The sequence below is a fragment of the Draconibacterium sp. IB214405 genome (genome assembly GCF_033963885.1).
In the GTDB taxonomy this organism is placed as follows: Bacteria; Bacteroidota; Bacteroidia; order Bacteroidales; family Prolixibacteraceae; genus Draconibacterium.
In genome coordinates this window covers 306,774-325,008 of record NZ_JAXBMA010000005.1, presented here as the reverse complement: position 1 = coordinate 325,008, position 18,235 = coordinate 306,774, and the positions used below count along the sequence as shown (strand labels likewise).

General features: G+C 41.3%; 15 protein-coding genes. 5 read left to right on the top strand and 10 right to left on the bottom strand.

Annotated features, from left to right (window positions below; translation table 11 throughout):
* Positions 1-403 precede the first annotated feature (403 nt).
* From SLH46_RS18810 to SLH46_RS18800, 3 genes are all read right to left on the bottom strand, one after another.
* Positions 404-2,194, bottom strand: a complete 1,791-nt coding sequence (locus SLH46_RS18810; RefSeq protein WP_320282766.1) for an alpha-L-fucosidase — start codon at positions 2,192-2,194, stop codon at positions 404-406.
* 34 nt (positions 2,195-2,228) lie between these two features.
* Entirely contained in the window at positions 2,229-3,365 is a 1,137-nt protein-coding gene (nspC, locus tag SLH46_RS18805; protein WP_320282765.1) for a carboxynorspermidine decarboxylase, read from the bottom strand.
* Between the two features lie 69 nt (positions 3,366-3,434).
* Positions 3,435-4,628 (bottom strand): saccharopine dehydrogenase family protein, encoded by a 1,194-nt coding sequence (locus SLH46_RS18800; protein WP_320282764.1) that lies wholly within the window; start codon positions 4,626-4,628, stop codon positions 3,435-3,437.
* Between the two features lie 359 nt (positions 4,629-4,987).
* Between SLH46_RS18800 and SLH46_RS18795 the strand changes: the two genes are divergently transcribed.
* The 3 genes from SLH46_RS18795 to SLH46_RS18785 all read left to right on the top strand — a co-directional run bounded on the left by SLH46_RS18795 (position 4,988) and on the right by SLH46_RS18785 (position 7,596).
* Complete coding sequence (locus SLH46_RS18795) at positions 4,988-6,403, top strand: arginine decarboxylase (protein ID WP_320282763.1); 1,416 nt, start codon at positions 4,988-4,990, stop codon at positions 6,401-6,403.
* 114 nt (positions 6,404-6,517) lie between these two features.
* Complete coding sequence (locus SLH46_RS18790; RefSeq protein WP_320282762.1) at positions 6,518-7,084, top strand: nitroreductase family protein; 567 nt, start codon at positions 6,518-6,520, stop codon at positions 7,082-7,084.
* Between the two features lie 35 nt (positions 7,085-7,119).
* Positions 7,120-7,596 (top strand): hypothetical protein, encoded by a 477-nt coding sequence (locus SLH46_RS18785; protein WP_320282761.1) that lies wholly within the window; start codon positions 7,120-7,122, stop codon positions 7,594-7,596.
* A gap of 38 nt (positions 7,597-7,634) precedes the next feature.
* On the opposite strand, the gene SLH46_RS18780 is transcribed toward SLH46_RS18785, so the two are convergent.
* The 5 genes from SLH46_RS18780 to SLH46_RS18760 form a co-directional block, all read right to left on the bottom strand.
* On the bottom strand, positions 7,635-9,089 hold the full coding sequence (locus SLH46_RS18780) for an aminoacyl-histidine dipeptidase (protein ID WP_320282760.1): 1,455 nt from the start codon (positions 9,087-9,089) through the stop codon (positions 7,635-7,637).
* Between the two features lie 77 nt (positions 9,090-9,166).
* The gene (locus tag SLH46_RS18775; RefSeq protein WP_320282759.1) at positions 9,167-9,766 is read right to left on the bottom strand and encodes a carboxymuconolactone decarboxylase family protein; all 600 of its coding nucleotides are present in this window, start codon (positions 9,764-9,766) and stop codon (positions 9,167-9,169) included.
* Positions 9,767-9,815: 49 nt separating this feature from the next.
* Positions 9,816-10,343: a hypothetical protein gene (locus SLH46_RS18770; protein WP_320282758.1), complete on the bottom strand. Its 528-nt coding sequence runs from the start codon at positions 10,341-10,343 to the stop codon at positions 9,816-9,818.
* Positions 10,343-11,944, bottom strand: coding sequence for a hypothetical protein (locus SLH46_RS18765; RefSeq protein ID WP_320282757.1), 1,602 nt, complete (start codon positions 11,942-11,944; stop codon positions 10,343-10,345). Before SLH46_RS18765 ends, SLH46_RS18770 begins: the two co-directional genes overlap by 1 nt.
* A 93-nt stretch (positions 11,945-12,037) precedes the next feature.
* On the bottom strand, positions 12,038-13,078 hold the full coding sequence (locus SLH46_RS18760; protein WP_320282756.1) for an AI-2E family transporter: 1,041 nt from the start codon (positions 13,076-13,078) through the stop codon (positions 12,038-12,040).
* 98 nt (positions 13,079-13,176) lie between these two features.
* On the opposite strand from SLH46_RS18760, the gene SLH46_RS18755 reads away from it, so the two are divergent.
* The gene (locus SLH46_RS18755) at positions 13,177-15,126 is read left to right on the top strand and encodes a sialate O-acetylesterase (protein ID WP_320282755.1); all 1,950 of its coding nucleotides are present in this window, start codon (positions 13,177-13,179) and stop codon (positions 15,124-15,126) included.
* Positions 15,127-15,208: 82 nt separating this feature from the next.
* Positions 15,209-15,631 (top strand): cupin domain-containing protein, encoded by a 423-nt coding sequence (locus SLH46_RS18750; RefSeq protein WP_320282754.1) that lies wholly within the window; start codon positions 15,209-15,211, stop codon positions 15,629-15,631.
* A gap of 16 nt (positions 15,632-15,647) precedes the next feature.
* Here SLH46_RS18750 and amrB read toward each other — a convergent pair whose 3' ends face one another.
* Entirely contained in the window at positions 15,648-16,745 is a 1,098-nt protein-coding gene (gene amrB, locus SLH46_RS18745; RefSeq protein WP_320282753.1) for an AmmeMemoRadiSam system protein B, read from the bottom strand.
* A gap of 41 nt (positions 16,746-16,786) precedes the next feature.
* Entirely contained in the window at positions 16,787-18,160 is a 1,374-nt protein-coding gene (locus tag SLH46_RS18740; RefSeq protein ID WP_320282752.1) for a saccharopine dehydrogenase C-terminal domain-containing protein, read from the bottom strand.
* Positions 18,161-18,235: the final 75 nt, after the last annotated feature.

Sequence of the window (18,235 nt, the reverse complement as noted above, 5' to 3'; positions counted from 1 at the left end):
TTTCCAATCAACGGTTCCGGGTTGCCCTTTTGCCGTTGTGCAGTTTCGCAGTAGAAACCTTGGTTTCTTAACTTCCTGCCTGATGACCCAATCTTGAAAGAACTTCTGGATTTTCTTCCAGATGATTGCCTGAACTTTGATACTCCAGAATATCGCGTTCAAACTTCGGCTTTTTCATTGCGCCGTCCCGAGGGGCGGGTTGAAATGGTTCCGGTTTCAGCTAAGAAACTTTCCCCGTTTCCACAATTTCGAAGCAGCCTTTTATCGCTCACCTGATAGATCAAATATACAGCGAAAAATGAAAAATGCAAGTGATATTCAGTCGTTTATATCCACCGATAATTAACCGGCGTTATCAACAATTGTTAATAAGGTCGTTTAGTCTTTTATCTGCGGTTTCTATTTATTTAATCCACAACCACTGGAATTTGATCGGATCTGATTCAGTTGGGCGAATACTGAGCTCGATAGTGTAAAAACCAGGCTTAGGAAACTCGATCGTACCTATTTTGTTTGATTCGAAATTATCGATATGCCAATCCTGATTGGGCTCTCCAACTGTCTGCTCGGTTGGGTTCACCGAATGATATAAGGAATGCCTTGCAGCTTTTAATACAATCTGGCTATTGTTTCTGTTGCCCTGAAAACTATACGATACATCCACTCTTTTGGGCCCCGGTTTGTCAACATAGATTTTCCAGCTAAAGTTGGTAACGCCATCAGCTGCCACAAAAGCAGGAACCGTTCCGTATTTTGCGGAAGGTGTTATTTCCATTGATTCGGACTGTGGATTTTGATTTCCGGGTAGCAACGAATAACCATCGTCGGATGTTTTGGCAACCAACCCGTCTGTTATTTCCGGTTTCGATTTGTATTCAACAACTACCACCGACACATACGGATCAGGTTGGTCTGCAGGTAAATCAATCTGTGTAAAAGCACCTGAGTGCGAAAAGGAGAGTGGTGATTCCTGTGTATCGGCCAAAAGGTAGATTTTTTCAGGATCAGCTGTAATGCCGGTAAGATTTAGCCGCTTGTTCAACGGCCAGTTGTATACATGCAGGAATAACTTAAATATGTTTCCGTCTTGTTTGCAGGTAATTTTTCCCCAATCATGCAAGTCTTTGTTCAGATCGAAAGCTTCCGCGCCATAAATCGATTCTCCATTCACCTCCAGCCATTTTCCCATTTCAAGCATGCGTTGCGAAATTTCGTAAGGTACATCGCCGTTGGCACGTGGTCCGATATTCAGCATAAAATTACCATTCAAACTAACGTTTCCGATCAAGGATTTTAGTAGAGTTGTTGTCGATTTCCATTGCGAATCGGATGAGTGAAAACCCCACGAGTGAGCTACCGTTGCCGGCGATTGCCAAGGAAAATCTTCCTTTTTATCACCAAGTTGGTTGTCGCCCAGTGTTTTGTAATCAATGTCGGGATCTTCTTCAATTGATAAACCTAAACGGGAATTAACCAGACAGTTGGGTTGCAATTCGCGTATCAATGATTTTAACTGAAGTAATTGTTCTTTGGTAACAATACTTTCAGAGTGGTGGATCCACATATCGAACCAAAGCATCGAAATCTCTCCGTAATTGGTGAGCAACTCGGTTATTTGAGGTATCACTTTTTGTTGCCAGTAACGGTCGTAATCACTTTCTGATATTTTGTAAATCTCGCGTGTGTGGTCCCAACCCAGCGGGTGTTCCCAGTCAACCCAGTGCGAATAATAAAGACAAAGTTTGATGCCGTGTTTTTTGCAGGCTTCAGCCATTTCTGCAATTATATCGCGTTTGGGATTGGTGTAATCACCAAGATCATAATGGCTTACCTGGCTGTCCCACAAACCAAAACCGTCATGGTGTTTGGCTGTAATCGTGATGTATTTCATCCCGGAATTTTTGGCCAGAATTACCCATTCTTCCGGATCAATTTCGTCCCATTGAAAGCGGTCGAGAAGCGTGACATATTCATCGCGATCAATTCGGTTTCGGTATAAAATCCATTCGGCGTAGTCGTTGTCGTTACGGAGTTTTTCGCCCTTCCAGTAACCTTCGGCTCCACTGTAAACACCCCAGTGAATAAACATTCCAAAACGAGAGTCGGTGAACCATTGGGCACGTTCATTCGTATTTTTCTGGCCAAACGAGGTTAAACTGCAAAGCAGGCAAAGGATGACAATCAGGTTTTTCATAGTCGGTTTATGTATTGTCGTATTTAGTTTTTTGCTACGATAAACGGTTTTTAAAATCTTCGTATTTAAATTTTCGAACGATGTTTAGTTTGTCGTCCTTTGTCCAGATGGCGATTGCCGGATGATTAACACCATTAAACATGGAGGTTTTAACCATGGTGTAATGAATCATATCGAGGAAAATAATCTGTTCGCCAATTTGCAATTCACGTCCAAAATCGTAGGCTTCCATAAAATCACCGGCCAGGCAGCTTCCGCCTCCCAAACGATACAGGTGTTGACTTTCTTCAGATGGATCTTGTGCACCAATAATTTTTGGACGGTACGGCATTTCAAGCGTGTCGGGCATGTGCGCTGTAAACGAAACATCCAAAATAGCTGTTTTTACGCCTTTATGCTCCACAATATCCTGAACGGTTGATACCAAAACACCAGTTTCCCAGGCAATGGCACTACCCGGTTCAAGAATCACCTTTACATCGTATTTTTTTCGGAATGCAGTGAGCAACTTGATTAAATGCTGGTGATCGTAACCTTTGCGTGTCATGAGATGGCCACCACCCATGTTCACCCATTTTACCTGGTGCAGGTATTTGCCGTATTTGCTTTCCAGGTTTTCCAGTACTTTTTCAAGACTATAGGAATCGGATTCACACAAAACATGAAAATGAATTCCTTCAACACCTTCCGGCAATTCATTGGGCAGTTCATCGCTGCCAACTCCCAAACGGGATCCGGGAGCACTTGGATTATAAAGATCGGTACCAACATCAGAATATTCAGGATTTACACGAATTCCGCATGATATTTTATGATTGGCAGTTTGCGTGCGCTGGTAATATTTCTCGAACTGTTTGACCGAATTAAAAACAATGTGGCTGCTGTAGCTCATCAGCTCGTCAAATTCATGTTCAAGGTAAACCGGCGAATACAAATGTGCGCGGGTTTTCATTTCTTCGAAACACAAACGTGCTTCGTACAACGAGCTGGCTGTTGCACCTTTTAAATATTCGCGAACAATAGGGAAGGCGCTCCACATGGCAAATCCTTTAAAGGCAAGGATAATCTCAATTCCGGCTTCCTGCTGAACGCTGTTAATCAGCTCCAGGTTTTTACGAAGCAGTTTTTCGTCGAGTACAAAAGCCGGTGATGGTATTTCTTTATAATTCAAAGTCGTTATTTTTTGCAGTTAAATAAAAAGCCCCAAGTTATTAACCCGGGGCTCGAAGTAAGTATGTTGTTACACTTCAAGATCGCCATTAATCTCTTCATTCCACGGCAAACCGTGTTCTCCGATTTTTTCCATAAACGGATCCGGATCAAATTCCTCAACGTTAAACACGCCTTTGCCCTGCCATTTTCCCGTAAGTACCATCATGGCACCCAACATTGCAGGAACGCCGGTTGTGTACGATACGCCTTGTGTACCGGTTTCTTCAAATGCTTTTTGGTGACTGCAGTTGTTCCAAACGTAGTACGATTTTTCTTCGCCGTCTTTTACACCTTTTATGCGGCATCCGATCGACGTTTCGCCGGTGTAGTTATCGCCAAGATCTCCCGGATTTGGAAGTACCTCTTTCAGGAACTCCAACGGAATAATGTCAATACCTTTATATTTAACCGGATCGATGCGGCTCATACCAATATTTTGGATCACACGAAGGTGAGTCAGGTATTCCTGGCCAAAAGTCATCCAAAAACGCGCACGTTTTAAACTTGGGAAGTTTTTAGTCAACGATTCCAGCTCTTCATGATAAAGAACGTATGAGTCTCTGACACCGATATTCGGGTAATTTAATGCCTGTTTAATTTCGAAAGGTTTGGTTTCAACCCACTGGCCATTTTCCCAGTAACGTCCGTTTTGAGTGATCTCGCGAATGTTAATTTCAGGGTTAAAATTAGTAGCAAATGCTTTTCCGTGGTCGCCACCGTTGCAATCTACGATATCGAGGTAGTGCATTTCATCGAAATGATGTTTGGCTGCATACGCCGTATAAATGCTGGTTACGCCCGGATCGAATCCACAACCCAACACCGCCATAATACCTTTTTCTTTAAAACGATCGTGGTAAGCCCACTGCCAGCTGTATTCAAATTTAGCTTCGTCTTTAGGCTCATAATTGGCTGTGTCGAGGTAATTTACGCCGGTTTCCAAACAGGCATCCATAATCGGAAGATCCTGGTAAGGAAGCGCCACATTGATAACCAACTCCGGCTGAAATTCCTTGATCAGTGCGACTGTATCAGCAACATTATCAGCATTTAGTGAGGCCGTTTTGATTCTGCCTTTGCCAACTTCTTTTGCAATTACATCGCATTTGGAAACGGTACGACTGGCCAACAGAATTTCTGAAAAAACTTCCGGATTATCTGCACACTTGCTGGCAACAACACGGCCAACACCACCTGCACCAATTATTAAAACTTTACTCATTTTCTTGTTTAATCATTTTAAATTCAATAACATAAAATATTTTCAAACGAATATTGTAATTTCGTATGAAGGATATAAAATTCCGAGACAAATTAAGCATTTTTTTTGATGAGTGAAAGTTTCGAAATTAAAGATTTTACTGCAAAAGTTATTTGGTTTTTGCGAAAACGGAACATAAAACGCAGAAGAAGGTGGCCAACTTTCCTGCCTGCATTTCTTACCCGCTTTTTGCTGAAACGGAAAAAAATGAAGCTTTTGCCTCGTTTTTACTTTCGGTACGGAAATTATCGAAAAAAATTAAGTTTATTTGCGGTTTGAAACTTGAGCAAAAACACTAATAATTTTTTATGGTTACGTAGATGAAGAATACTTATTTTGATTTGATTGAACAAAGCTACTATTTCCCACAGGAAGGCTTTGACTTACGAGGTGATTCGCTAACTTTTCACGGAATCTCTTTAAAATATCTGATTAAAAAATATGGTACCCCGTTTAGGTTTATATACCTACCAAAAATTGGGGAACAAATAAAAAAATCGCGTAACCTGTTTAACAAGGCCATTAAAAAGAGTAACTATAATGGCAAATATTATTACTGTTATTGTACAAAGTGTAACCACTTTTCGCATGTGGTTAACGAGGCTTTAAAACACAATGTAAACCTCGAAACATCTTCATCCTACGATATCGACCTGATTTTGCACCTTTTTAAAGATAAAAAGATTGACAAAAACAGGAAGATCATTCACAACGGATACAAAACGCAGGAATACCTGAAGAAGATTATCGATCTGCAACGGCTTGGTTTTAAGAATAATATTATCGTGCTCGATAGTATTAATGAGTTACAACGTATTGAAGAGCTTGCAAATGGCGAGACCGTAAAAGTGGGTATTCGTATGGCGATCAATGAAGAATCGCAATCGGCGTATTATACCTCTCGTTTGGGTATAAGGCATACAAAAATACCGGAGTTTTTTGAGCAACATATAAAAGGCAAGAAAAACATCGAATTAAAAATGCTTCACTTTTTTGTTGATTCTGGAATCAAAGACAGTCTTTATTTCTGGGGCGAATTCCAGAAAGCGATGAAACTGTATGTTGAGCTTAAGAAGCAGTGCGATTCGCTGGATTCGTTTAATCTTGGCGGAGGTTTCCCAATTCGTAACCACCTTGGTTTTGAATACGACTATGAGTACATGATCAAAGAGATCGTTTCGAACATAAAATCAGCATGTACTGCAGAGAATCTGCCCGATCCGGATATCTACACCGAATTCGGAAAATATACGGTTGGCGAGAGTGGGGCAATCATTTTCGAAGTGCTGGAACAAAAGCAACAAAACGATACCGAAAGCTGGTACATCATCAACAATAGTTTGATGAATACCATTCCGGATTCATGGTCGATTTTTGAGAAATTTATTCTACTGCCAATTAACAAATGGAACAACGAATACAAGCGCGCTAATATTGGAGGTATCAGTTGCGATCATTCCGACTATTACAACTCGGAAGACTTCAACCAGGAAGTGCTACTGCCTTCGTATTCTGATGATGATAAGGAACCGCTGTATCTGGGATTTTTCCATACCGGAGCATATCAGGATGCAATTAGTGGTTACGGCGGCATAAAACACTGTTTAATTCCGGCGCCAAAACACGTAATTATCGATCGCGACGAGAAAGGTAATTTCTTCGATTATGTATATCGTAATGAGCAGTCTGCAGAGGACATGTTTAAAATTTTAGGTTATACAAAGGACGAGGATTAGTTGTTATAGCGTTTCCACGTCCCTAATTTTGTAAGCTAAAACTTTATTCAAATCCATTCAACTTTTTGTGTGATGTTGTGTTTTTCTAAAAAACTAATCTTTTAGAAAAATACAATGTCAGTCACAGAATTTATAAAAAACCGAAGAGCGACACCTCCCCGTTTATTTGCCAAAAAGGATATTTCAAAAGGTGCAATAGAAGAATTACTCCAAAGTGCAAATTGGGCACCAAACCATAAAAAAACAGAACCCTGGCGTTTTAAAGTTTATCGTGGTGAAGCCAAAAGTAAACTGGCTGCTGACGCCAAGGCAATTTTAGTGAAGAAACAACAGGAAGGATATCCGATTGCTTCCGAAAAAATTGAAAAGTTTGCATCAACAATCGAACGGGTTCCGGTGGCGATCGCCGTTATTTTGCAGCTTGATTCCGGCGGTCAATTACCCGAGTGGGAAGAAGTTGCTGCGGTATCGATGGCAGTGCAAAATATGTGGCTAACCGCTACCGAGTTGGAATTGGCTGCTTTTTGGGCCACACCGGGTTTTATTGAGTTGTTCGATGAATTGCTAGAACTGGACGACAATCAAAAAAGTCTTGGATTTTTTTACGTTGGTCAGGTAATGATGGATTTTCCTTCGCCGGGACGCCGCGACTGGAAGGAAAAAGTTGAATGGAAGGATTGAAATTCTTACCTTCAGCTTTTCAAAAAATCTGAATCATGCGAATTGCAGGAATGTTTTTATTGCTGACAATGTGCCTGACTACACTGGCACAAACCGACCAGTATGTAACAACTTTGGTTGACGGGAAGGATTTTCCAAATCCGGTTTTTATTTCGCCCGATCCGTCGAAGCCAATAAAAGGGTGGGAGATGAAAAGCGTTTCGGAAGAAAAGGTGCTGCAAGGGGAATTTCCTGGCGAAATCATAAAATTTAGATTTAAAGGAACTGCAATTGGAATATTGGTTTATTCCGATAACAATTCGGGAATTATTGAATATAGCTTGGATGGACAGCCCTGGTTTGAGATGGATGTTTTTTCTAAAAATGCAGAAGCAACATTAAAAGGTTTTACACTGGATAAAAATTTGAAGAACAGAAAACACACGCTGCAAATCCGGATTGTGGAGCGGAATAATCCTGAAAGCTCAGGAACCAAAATTGCATTACGGTCATTTTATTTTAACAAAGAATAAAAAAGGAGCTTCAATTTGAAGCTCCTTTTTCGTGCATTCTATTTTATATTTTCAAGCACATCAACCAGGTGTTGCCAGAATTTTTCGGTTGCCGAAATATCAAGCCGCTCATCGGGTGAATGTGCCCCACGAATAGTTGGACCGAAAGAAACCATATCCAGTTGCGGGTATTTTTCTAGAAACAAACCACACTCCAATCCTGCATGAATAGAGCGAACAATCGGTTCAATTCCAAACAATTTTTTGTAGGAATCAAAGGTAGTTTTCAAAATGTCGGAATCCGGATTTGGTGTCCAACCCAGATAACCGTCGGTATGTTTTATTGCTGCTCCGGCAAGATTAAAAACGGAGGCTACTGTTTCGGCGGCGTAATATTTTCGTCCTTCAATTTCGCTGCGCTGACTGGTGGTAACAACAATTTTATTGTCGTCGGTAAATTTAACCGAAGCAAGATTTGTTGATGTTTCTACCATGCCTTCCATGCGCGAACTCATTTCCAGAACACCATGCGGACAGGCATAAACAGCATTTAATAGTTTATTTTGAGATGTTGTGTCAACAACATATGCCGGAAGTTCAGTTTCAATACAAGTAATCTCCAATTTTGGCTCTGCATACTGGAACTCATCTTTTATAGATGCAGCCATTTTCTCGAAAGAAGCCAACACTTCATTTTTTTGTCCGGCAGGAATGGTAATAATCCCAAATGCTTCGCGTGCAATGGCATTGCGTAAATTACCTCCATTAAAATCGGCAAGTCGGATTTCAAGGTCCTGGTTCCAGTTCCATAAAAATCGGTTGAGGATTTTATTGGCATTTCCTCTGTTTTTATGAATGTCGTCGCCAGAGTGTCCGCCCAATAATCCGCTAATCGAAACTTTTAAGCTAATTGAATTTTCAGGTACTTCTTCCGGTTGATAATCAAAAGTAGCCAGCGTGTCAATTCCGCCGGCACAACCGATAAACAACTCTCCTTCGTCTTCCGAGTCGAGGTTAAGTAAAACCGAACCTGCTAAAAAGCCGGGTTGCAGGTTAAAAGCGCCCGTTAATCCGGTTTCTTCGTCAACAGTTATCAGGCACTCAATTGGGCCGTGTTTTAGCTCGTTTGAAGTCAGCACTGCCAACTGAGCTGCAATGCCAATTCCGCAATCGGCACCCAATGTTGTACCGTTAGCTTTTACCCAACCATCAACAATCATTGGCTCAATGGCGTCGTTATCGAAATCAAATTCTTTGTCCGAGTTTTTCTCGCAAACCATGTCCATGTGGGTTTGCAGAATAACGGTTGGAGCCTGTTCCATTCCACTACTGGCAGGCTTTTTTATTACAACATTTCCAATTTTATCGGTGTTTGCTTCCAGTTTATTTTTCTGCGCAAAATCAAGTAAATATTGTCTGATTTTTTCCTCTTTTTTCGATGGCCGCGGTACCTGGCAAATTTCTTCAAAATAATTAAAAAGTGGTTGTGGTTTTAAGCCTTCCAGTGTTTTCATGTTCTTAAAATTTAAAGTACAAAGTTGATAAAATGAACGGAAAAATAAGTTGATGGATGACAGGTCTGGATACTTCTTTAGTAGGAGTGTTTTCCTGTATTCCAGCCTTTTGCACCTAATAATTTTTCGCCCGATTCAATTGCTCCGTTTTCAATTTCTGTACCCATCGAGTCGTTCCACCGGTTGAGGTAGCCAAACAAAGCAACCACTCCGGTAATTTCCACAATTTCGCCTTCATCCCAGTACGTTCGCAAATTATCTGCTATTTGATCATCCACACTATTCGGAATAATCGATGCTGCATATGCAAAATCAAGGACGGCACGTTCTGCTTCCGAAAATGCCGGATGTGTTTTATACTCCCAAATATTGTCCAGCTGTTCTTGTTCTGCGCCATAACGTTCGGCAGCACGTATGGCGTGTGCCTGGCAATAACGACAACCCGCTGCATTACTGCTGATGTAGGCAATCATTCGCTTCAGTGCACTGGTAACACGTCCTTTATTTTCCATAACCGCCTTGTTCATTTCAATAAAAGCATAAGCAATTTGCGGGCGGTGATGCATGGTTTTTACGCTGTTGGGACAAAATCCCAGTGTCTCTTCGTAAAACTCTATCAGTTGTTGTAATTCAGGATCAGAGGCTCCCTTTTTTGGAGCTACAAGTGGTTGTTTCATGTTTTATTAATTTCCTGCAAGAAAATAAAAATGCATGTGAAACTGAAATTTAGTAATTGCCGGTTCTCAGTTGCGTATAATCAATTCCTTCAGGAACTCCCTGCGGGAACCGGGCAAACTTTGAAATTTCGCCCCAGCTAATTTTCGCAGGATATTCAACCGCATACGATCCCCTTCGGTGTGTGCTGACAGTTGGAACAACAATCATCAGGTTTATAGGTAGCGTAATTACCATAAAAACACCATGACTGATCGCCAAAACAGGGATAAAATCTGCAGCTTGTAACTTTTCGGGATAGTTGGTGGTTAGTGAAAAATCTATTCGTGCTTTGGTTATCACATTTTTATTTACAGTTTTTGTTAAGCCGTACGATGTAAGTAACAAAACCTGCTTGTCATCAATTACAAGAATTTCTCCTTCGGCTTTTGAGCCGTCAGTAATTTCGCATTCCATCCACATTCCTTTGGTATATTCTTGCAGATTGGCAGGTTTGGGTAGATTTGTACTAATCGTTTTACACGTGCTTGTTAGAAGGCATAAAACGATAAGCGAAATTTTAATGTAATTACGTTTCATCACTGGTTGTTTTCGTATTTCGAATTCCAGAATAACTCTTCCATTTGGCTCTCGTAGGTTTTGTACTCGATAGCGAGTTCGCGCCAGGTAGCTTTGTCGTTCAACAGCATATTTTTTAAACGCTCAGGATCCTTCTCTTCCAACCAATCGTTTCTTATCCATTCGAGGTAATAACCTTTCGCCGACAGAAACAGTTGGTAGCGGTTGTTTTCATCATTTGGTTGGGGAAGGTCGAAATGCAGGTGCCACTCGTCACCGGGCATCGAAATCAGATAATCTTCATCGTCGCAGCTGATTTCTGTTAAAGCTTCCGGATCGGGCAGGTTGTCTTTGAGTATCTCAGATGGATAAATAAAAGCAGGATTTATTTCTTTGTCGATATCGGCCAATCCGGCGTAATCGAGTCGCCACATTCCTTTTGTCATCTCAAGTTTTACACGAATTGGATCACCATTGTCATTCGTTTCAGAAAACGGCACCACAAAATGGTTGGGAGCGATTGGCCCGGTTTCGTAAATTTCGGTTATAAAATCCCATTTCTCCTTTTTCGAATCAAATGCAAAAACCTTAATTCCGCCGAGTGTGCTAAACGGATTTTTTAGCTTTTTCCGAACCATGTCGCTGGTTTCGATCTTTGCAAAATAATCACCAATCTCGTCGCCCATGTACGACATTCCGTTGTATAAAAGAAATGTAGTCAATAGCGTTTGACGGAAATTCAGAATAATGCCGGGAGTATTTTTAATGTTGTTATTAAACTCCAACAGGATTTCTTCTTTCGCACCCAAATCAAGCGAATCGGATAACGAAAAATATTCATTTCCATCAACAGCGTTTAAAAAAGGTGCGATGTTTTCTCCATCAGTTAAGGCAGAAATGCAGTTTGTAATATTTTTGGTGTGAAAGAACTTATCGCCAACGCCGTGAAGTATTTCTGCGTCTTTTTCAACCTCTGCTGCAACAATCTGTACTTCATTAACAACATGTGTTTCAAGTGCCTCGTTTTTCATTATCAGGCGAAAATCTCCCGACCCGACTTTTACCCGAAGAGCATCAATGTCGGGTTGTTCCATCGAAGGTGCAATGGAACTGGAAAAAGCCTCGGCATTGGCCCAATGTACATTGTTGGTTTCGGTGAGATAGAAAGTAGGGCAGGAACCAAAGCAAGCTTTTGGAACTGTGATGCAGACAACACCGATTACGGCATCGATACCGGCCAGAATCGATAATGCGGCTATTCGCTCATTGGTTTTATCCTTAAGTGCGGTAAGTTGATTGGTTTCGATAATTGCAATTTGGTCGGTTCCGGTTGAAACCAAACCGTCGCTGATGATATTTCGTTTGAGGTCGAAAAGTTTGCCGTTGCCAATTAAACTGTCTTGCCCGGACGAAAGTTTCCACGAATCGAAAACAACTACCTTTCCGTCTTTGTAATGAACCTTTAAGTAGCCCGGTTCAACAGGGCTTTCATGAACGAATGTGTTATAATCGGTGTACTGTTTACGGAAAGTGGGATCGATAAAAATATGGCAGGCGGCGATAAAACCAAAAAGGACACTGCAAATAAGTATTACAACAGTTAAGCGAGGTCGGGTTTTCATAGTACAGACTTTTGGTTCCTTACTACAATTTACGCACAAAATGTGGTAAAGTCAATAACCCTTGATATATGTCAATAGCTATGCCGGGAAGTCTTACTCCTTGGTTTCGTTTAAGTTACCGCGTTGACTTAGTAGGATAGCAAAAGGTCGGGTACCCGGGAATTCCGACATTATTATAATGAGTATAACAGTGATGGGCACACTTAACAACATTCCTGATATTCCCCAGATCACTCCCCAAATTGCCAGTGTTAGAAATACTACCAACGGGCTTATGTTTAATGAATTTCCCATTAATCGCGGCTCAATAAAGTTCCCAACAACCAGTTGAATGGCACCAACAATTGAGAGTACCAAAATCCCGGGAGTTAATTCGCCAAACTGCAAAACAGCGAAGATGGTTGGGAAAGCGGTTGCGATTAATGATCCGATAGTTGGAATAAAATTGAGAACAAAGATCAGAAAGGCCCAAAAAATAGGGGCATCGATACCAATAAAAAGCAAGGCAAAATAACTCAGAAAACCGGTTAAAAGGCTGGTTACTGTTTTTAATGCAACATAGCTTCCAATGGAATGGTCGATTTTGTCCACCAGTTTTTTTACCTGCTCATGACGCTTTTTATCAGGGTACATTGCTTTTAGTTTTTTTGGAAATAAGGGCTCTTCCAATAGCAAGAACAGCAGATAAAGCAACACGGTAAAGGCATTGCCGAACAGCCCGGTTAATGTGCTAAAAAGCGACGAAAGAATACTGCCAAAGTTCAGGTCTTTTGCAAAATTCCCGGCCATACTCATCAAGTCGATATCAAATTGCTGGTTGATCTGTTGGGCAATTTTATTCACATTGGCTTCGTAAACCGGTAAAGTGGTCGACAGTGTTTTTATGTTTTTCGAGATCATGGTAACGGCCAATGTTAAAAAGCCTACCAATACCAGTGCAGAAAACAGGGTAATTATCCATTTAGGCATACGGCCAATAAATTTGACTTTCACCAGCAACTTCTTTATTACCCTTATGAGGAACCAAAACAGAATGGCCAGAATAAACGGGATAATAATTGACTGGGCGTAAATACACACCACTACAATGGTGATAAGAATTAAGAAGATGTAGATTTTTTTGCTTGTTTCCATGATCAGCGATTATTGGGGGAAATTACAAAAAACTTCGTTCCCTGTCGGCTATTGGCTAAATTTTGTATGTTTGTTGTAATATTTACAATAAGTATACAATGACCTTAAAAATCAAACAACTTACCGGACTAATAATCGTACTCTTACTCACAATTTCAGTACAAGCACAAGTATCACTTCCTTACGTTTTTAGCGACCACATGATTCTGCAACGCGAAAGCTGGATTCCTGTTTGGGGATCGGCAGAACCCGGAGCGGAAGTAACTTTAACCTTTGCTGATCAGGAAGTATCAACAACCGTCGATGAGAGTGGGCAGTGGAAAATACACTTTGCCGAAATAGAGGCTGGAGGTCCATACGAAATGAAAATTTATGAAGGAGAAAACACCGATGCTTCAATAACTTTTCAGGATGTACTGATTGGTGATGTGTGGTTTGCATCGGGGCAATCGAATATGGAATGGCAGGTGCAACAAGCCGATGGTGCAGATGAGGAAATTCCAAATGCTTTCAATTCGCAAATTCGTTTATTCAACGTGCCGCACGATATAAGTATCACACCGTTGGAAAATACATTGAAAACTGAATGGAAAGTTTGTGACTCAACCAGTGTAAAAGAAGCTTCGGCAGTGGCTTACTATTTTGCCAAAAAACTGCAGACCACAGCGAATATTCCTATCGGTATTTTACAAAGCAGTTGGGGCGGAACACCGGTTGAAGCATGGACAAGTCGTGAGATGTTGCTTTCGGAAGATGTAATGCGAAACAAAGTATTGGAGAATGATACGGTTACCGAAGATCACTTTGTAAAAGACAGCCTTGATCTGATTAAGTTTTGGGATATCGTTTATAATCCAAAAAATGGAATGGACACCATAATTCCAAAGCCTAATTTTAAGGATAAAGAATGGAAGACAGTAACTGTACCGGGCAATGCTAGCGAATGGGAACCCGAATTTTACGAGGGAATGATTTGGTTGCGAAAAACAATCGAATTGGATGCACAGTTTGTTGGCAAAGAGTTGACTTTGAATCTTGGACATCCTGAAATGAATTACTCGCTGTATTTCAACGGAGCTGAAATCTGTAAAACACAGTGGAATGCCAACCTAACTCACGATTACAAAATCCCGGCAGAACTGGTGCGTAAAGGAGAAAACACAATTGCATATAGAATGGCTGCTTTGTGGGGCGGTGGTGGAATTAATCCTCCGGCAGAAGAGATTTATCTGAGCAACGGATCTCAAAAATTAAGTTTGACAGGGGAATGGAAATACAAAAAAGATCTGGAACCTGCGATACCGACGATTCATAATTTTCAGTACTATCCGACATACTTGTACAACGCGATGATCAATCCGGTTGTGCCTTATGGATTAGCAGGATTTATCTGGTATCAGGGTGAGGCAAACGATTCTATTGCCTATGATTACAGAACACTTTTGCCGTTGATGATTAACGACTGGCGGATACGATGGCAGCAAGGATTTTTGCCGTTTTTGTGGGTGCAGCTGCCCAATTATATGGATAAAGACGACGAGCCGGCTGACGGTAAATGGGCCGTAATGCGCGAATCACAAACCAAATCGTTGGAGTTGCCAAATACCGGAATGGCTTGTATTATTGAATTGGGAGAAACCAATAATATTCACCCAACAAATAAAACCGATGTTGGAAACCGTTTGGCAGCCGTGGCTCAAAAGCTGGTTTATAATATGGATGTTCAATCCTCGGGGCCGGTGTTGAAAGATTATTCGATAATTGGAAACGAAATCAGAATTCAGTTTGACAAAGTTGCAGAGGGTTTGTCAACTTCAGATGGTGAGCCAGTGATTGGTTTTGCGATAGCCGGTGAAGACCAAAAGTTTTATTGGGCTGTTGCCAAAATTGTTGGTGATGAAATTGTTGTAAGTGCCAAAGAAGTTGTTAATCCGGTTGCCGTGCGTTATGCCTGGGCGAATAATCCCGATTGTAACCTGGTAAACAGCGCAGGTTTGCCTGCTCTCCCGTTTCGTACCGACAGCTGGAAGGTCATCACTCAAAAATAATAGGATCAGATTTTACATAATTCTATATGATCATTATATTTGGAGTTGGACGTTTAAATTAATTATCTAACTCACAAATAGTATGAAACGAACACTAATCATTCTTTCCTTGTTGGCGATTCTTCTTTCCTGCATGAGTGTGGAATCTGAAACCGATGGGCCGAAAGTGGAAACTTTATTGCAAGCTACGCAAAGCTGGGATGGTAGCGAACTTCCTTCTTATCCCGAAGGAAAACCCGAGATTTCAATTTTGAAAGTGAGTATTCCACCTCATTCTCAACTTGATTTGCATAAACATGAGGTGATTAATGCCGGGATCTTGCTTTCCGGGAACCTGACTGTGATAACAGAAAACAGCGATACCTTAAAAATGAAAACCGGTGATGTGCTATCAGAAGTAGTTGGTACCTGGCACTATGGTGTAAATGAAGGCGACGACATTGCCGAAATTGTTGTGTTTTATGCCGGAACTGTTGGTACTCCTTTGTCCATTCACGCTGAATAATCAGAATAAATATTCACTATTTAAAACCGATGGCAGCCAGACCGACCCAGTGTTTTGTGGTGGCAATGGCAGTTTTTCCCATTCTCAAATCCTGAACCGGTATTTCCGGGTGACTGATTGTGGTTTCATAAGCCAGTGGAATTCCTTCTAACGGGCTCGCATTGGTAAGTTGCTGAAAACGATCGGCCACTTTTAATCCCATCGGAACCGAATACCGGCCACACCAGGTCCATTTGTATTCTTTGAAATTATCTTCCTGAACAGTGAAGTTTATGAACTGATCAGTTTTATCGTTATCGAGTTCTCCGGTAAAACAGCTAGAAATAATTTCCTGTTCGTAGTTCATCGCTTTTTCATAGCCAATGCTATCGCAGCCAAAACGCGCGTAATTGTTACCTCCCCATTCTTCGCAGCCGTAATGAACCGCGTCAGTTGTAATCAGCAGTGCAATGTCTTTTCCCCATTCCAGTTGCTGAGCGGTAGTAATATCTTTTAATGCCGCAGCAAACGAATTTGCAATGTTGTTCATACGTTCTCTTTCCATGTAAGGAACAAGAATACTAACTATCTCGGTAGTTTTGTTTTGATGCTGAAGAAACGGAATCATCGACTCCACTGATTGTTCAATAAGTTGCATGCTGTCGTGAACCACATAAAATTCCTCCGGCAATGCATCCATTAACTGTTCGCGAATTGGAGAAACTTTAACTGTTCCGTATGGTCCTTGCCAGGCATCGAAACTATCAAAAACAAGCTGGTTTTCCAGTTGAAAATTGCGGGCTTTGTGTGCAACACCAAAAATGATCAGCGTTTTTGCTTTCAGATTTTTCAGCACAGCCGGGAACAACCATCCGGCGTAGGCATAATCGTCGTGCGGACAAATTGCAGTGCGCCAAACCGTATTTTCAGGTTGGGCAGATTCTGCTAATTCTTCGCCAAATTGCGTTGATATTCTCGAAACGATAGAATCCATCTGCCAGTCGAGGTGTGCAAATCCAACGGTATCGACTACAGGGCGAATATTTTCGGAAGCTTGTTGAGTTTGTGTTTTGGAGTTGCAGCTATAAATCGCGAGCAATGCAAATATGCTGAAAAATAAATGGGTAATTCTCATAAAATATGTTTTGTGCTAAAGTAAAAAAATCATGGAAAGAATCAGACGTTGATTTTTGCTGATTCTTTTAATCCCCATTCTTCTTTCATGGCAATTCCGAGTTTCGCGAGTTCGGTTAAAATAGGCTCGTAAATACTTTTCGAAATCGGAATATGAACACCTTTGTCGGTAATCTTTCCATTAAGGATCATTTTTACTCCAATTCCGGCAGGTAGTCCAACCGTTCTGGCAATCGAAGTATCCTCTTTAGTGGCAAAATCCAGCAGATGCGACTTCACAACCTCTGTACTTCCATCAGCATTTTCTACTAAAAAGGAGTGAAGCATGATCACCATATCGCGGGCGCCTTCGGGCAACATCATCTTTTTTAGCATTAGGTCGGTAACCATATCAAAGTTTGAGCCTTCGTCGAACGCAACCATGTATTCACTAAAAAGTCCCAGCCATTCCATCGCTACAATTGCCGGGCTGTCGATTGGTAGTCGAAGCCGCTCAGCAACCTTCTCTTTTATATTGGCCGGATACACGCCCAGTTGTCGCGCCATTATCTTTTTATAAGTCTTGCCGGCAAAACTTTGCTGATCGTAAGTTACCAGACCAAGTGTTTTTATGGCGTCCATAATTTCGCACCAATCCGGGTAGCGGAAAGTTCCGCGGTACATTGTAGCAATATCTTTTAATCCGTACAAATCAATGTAGGCCAGCGAGTCGCGATTCGGATAAACCTCCATTTCTCCAACTTCCGGGAAATCGAGTTTTAATGGATTTTTAAAAAGGTTCTCGGTTGGCAGTTCCACAATTTCTCCGTCTTTTAAATATTTGGCACCGTTGTTTCCGGCCATAATAACACCTTTTGGCGACCATGAAAACTTGTACTTAAACGGATTGTTTGCTTCTTCGGGCGCTGCCAGTGCGCCACATAACGAGTAAAATTCTTTAACCTTTCCACCTTTGTCCTTCACCTTGTCAATAATCCGCATGGCGGTCATGTGATCGAATCCCGGATCAACACCAATCTCGTTCAGAATAATAATTCCCGCTTCTTTTGCCTCTGCATCCAAAGCTTTCATTTCATCTGAAACATACGATGTAGTTACCATGTTTTTTTTGTGATTAATACACAATTTGGCAACGGTAACATGGTGCGTGTAAGGTAGCAGGCTCACGGTTAAATCGTGAGACGCAATTAACTTATCGAGCTGATCTGTATCGTCGATGGTCCATTGTATTGCTATACCGTTTCGGTTACCAAGAAGTTTTTCGGCTTTGCTAAGTGTACGGCTGGCGATGGTTAATTCTATCTGGTTTTTGAGAATATAATCGGCAAGTGGTTTGGCTACCATCCCGGCGCCAAGTAATAATACTTTCATCTTATTAAAATTGTTTGTTTTTAAGGCATAAGATGGAACTCGCATGATAACAATAATGCCTATGTGCGAAACACTTTCTCATGCTCGTTTCATCTTTTCTGTTTTCTGTTTGTTCCCAAC

What these genes read in the sequence shown, in the direction of transcription:
- SLH46_RS18810 (WP_320282766.1), bottom strand. Translation starts at nt 2,194, where the DNA reads ATGAAAAACCTGATTGTCATCCTTTGCCTGCTTTGCAGTTTAACCTCG.
- SLH46_RS18800 (WP_320282764.1), bottom strand. Translation starts at nt 4,628, where the DNA reads ATGAGTAAAGTTTTAATAATTGGTGCAGGTGGTGTTGGCCGTGTTGTT.
- SLH46_RS18795 (WP_320282763.1), top strand. Translation starts at nt 4,988, where the DNA reads ATGAAGAATACTTATTTTGATTTGATTGAACAAAGCTACTATTTCCCA.
- SLH46_RS18790 (WP_320282762.1), top strand. Translation starts at nt 6,518, where the DNA reads ATGTCAGTCACAGAATTTATAAAAAACCGAAGAGCGACACCTCCCCGT.
- SLH46_RS18785 (WP_320282761.1), top strand. Translation starts at nt 7,120, where the DNA reads ATGCGAATTGCAGGAATGTTTTTATTGCTGACAATGTGCCTGACTACA.
- SLH46_RS18780 (WP_320282760.1), bottom strand. Translation starts at nt 9,089, where the DNA reads ATGAAAACACTGGAAGGCTTAAAACCACAACCACTTTTTAATTATTTT.
- SLH46_RS18775 (WP_320282759.1), bottom strand. Translation starts at nt 9,766, where the DNA reads ATGAAACAACCACTTGTAGCTCCAAAAAAGGGAGCCTCTGATCCTGAA.
- SLH46_RS18770 (WP_320282758.1), bottom strand. Translation starts at nt 10,343, where the DNA reads ATGAAACGTAATTACATTAAAATTTCGCTTATCGTTTTATGCCTTCTA.
- SLH46_RS18765 (WP_320282757.1), bottom strand. Translation starts at nt 11,944, where the DNA reads ATGAAAACCCGACCTCGCTTAACTGTTGTAATACTTATTTGCAGTGTC.
- SLH46_RS18760 (WP_320282756.1), bottom strand. Translation starts at nt 13,078, where the DNA reads ATGGAAACAAGCAAAAAAATCTACATCTTCTTAATTCTTATCACCATT.
- SLH46_RS18755 (WP_320282755.1), top strand. Translation starts at nt 13,177, where the DNA reads ATGACCTTAAAAATCAAACAACTTACCGGACTAATAATCGTACTCTTA.
- SLH46_RS18750 (WP_320282754.1), top strand. Translation starts at nt 15,209, where the DNA reads ATGAAACGAACACTAATCATTCTTTCCTTGTTGGCGATTCTTCTTTCC.
- amrB (WP_320282753.1), bottom strand. Translation starts at nt 16,745, where the DNA reads ATGAGAATTACCCATTTATTTTTCAGCATATTTGCATTGCTCGCGATT.
- SLH46_RS18740 (WP_320282752.1), bottom strand. Translation starts at nt 18,160, where the DNA reads ATGCGAGTTCCATCTTATGCCTTAAAAACAAACAATTTTAATAAGATG.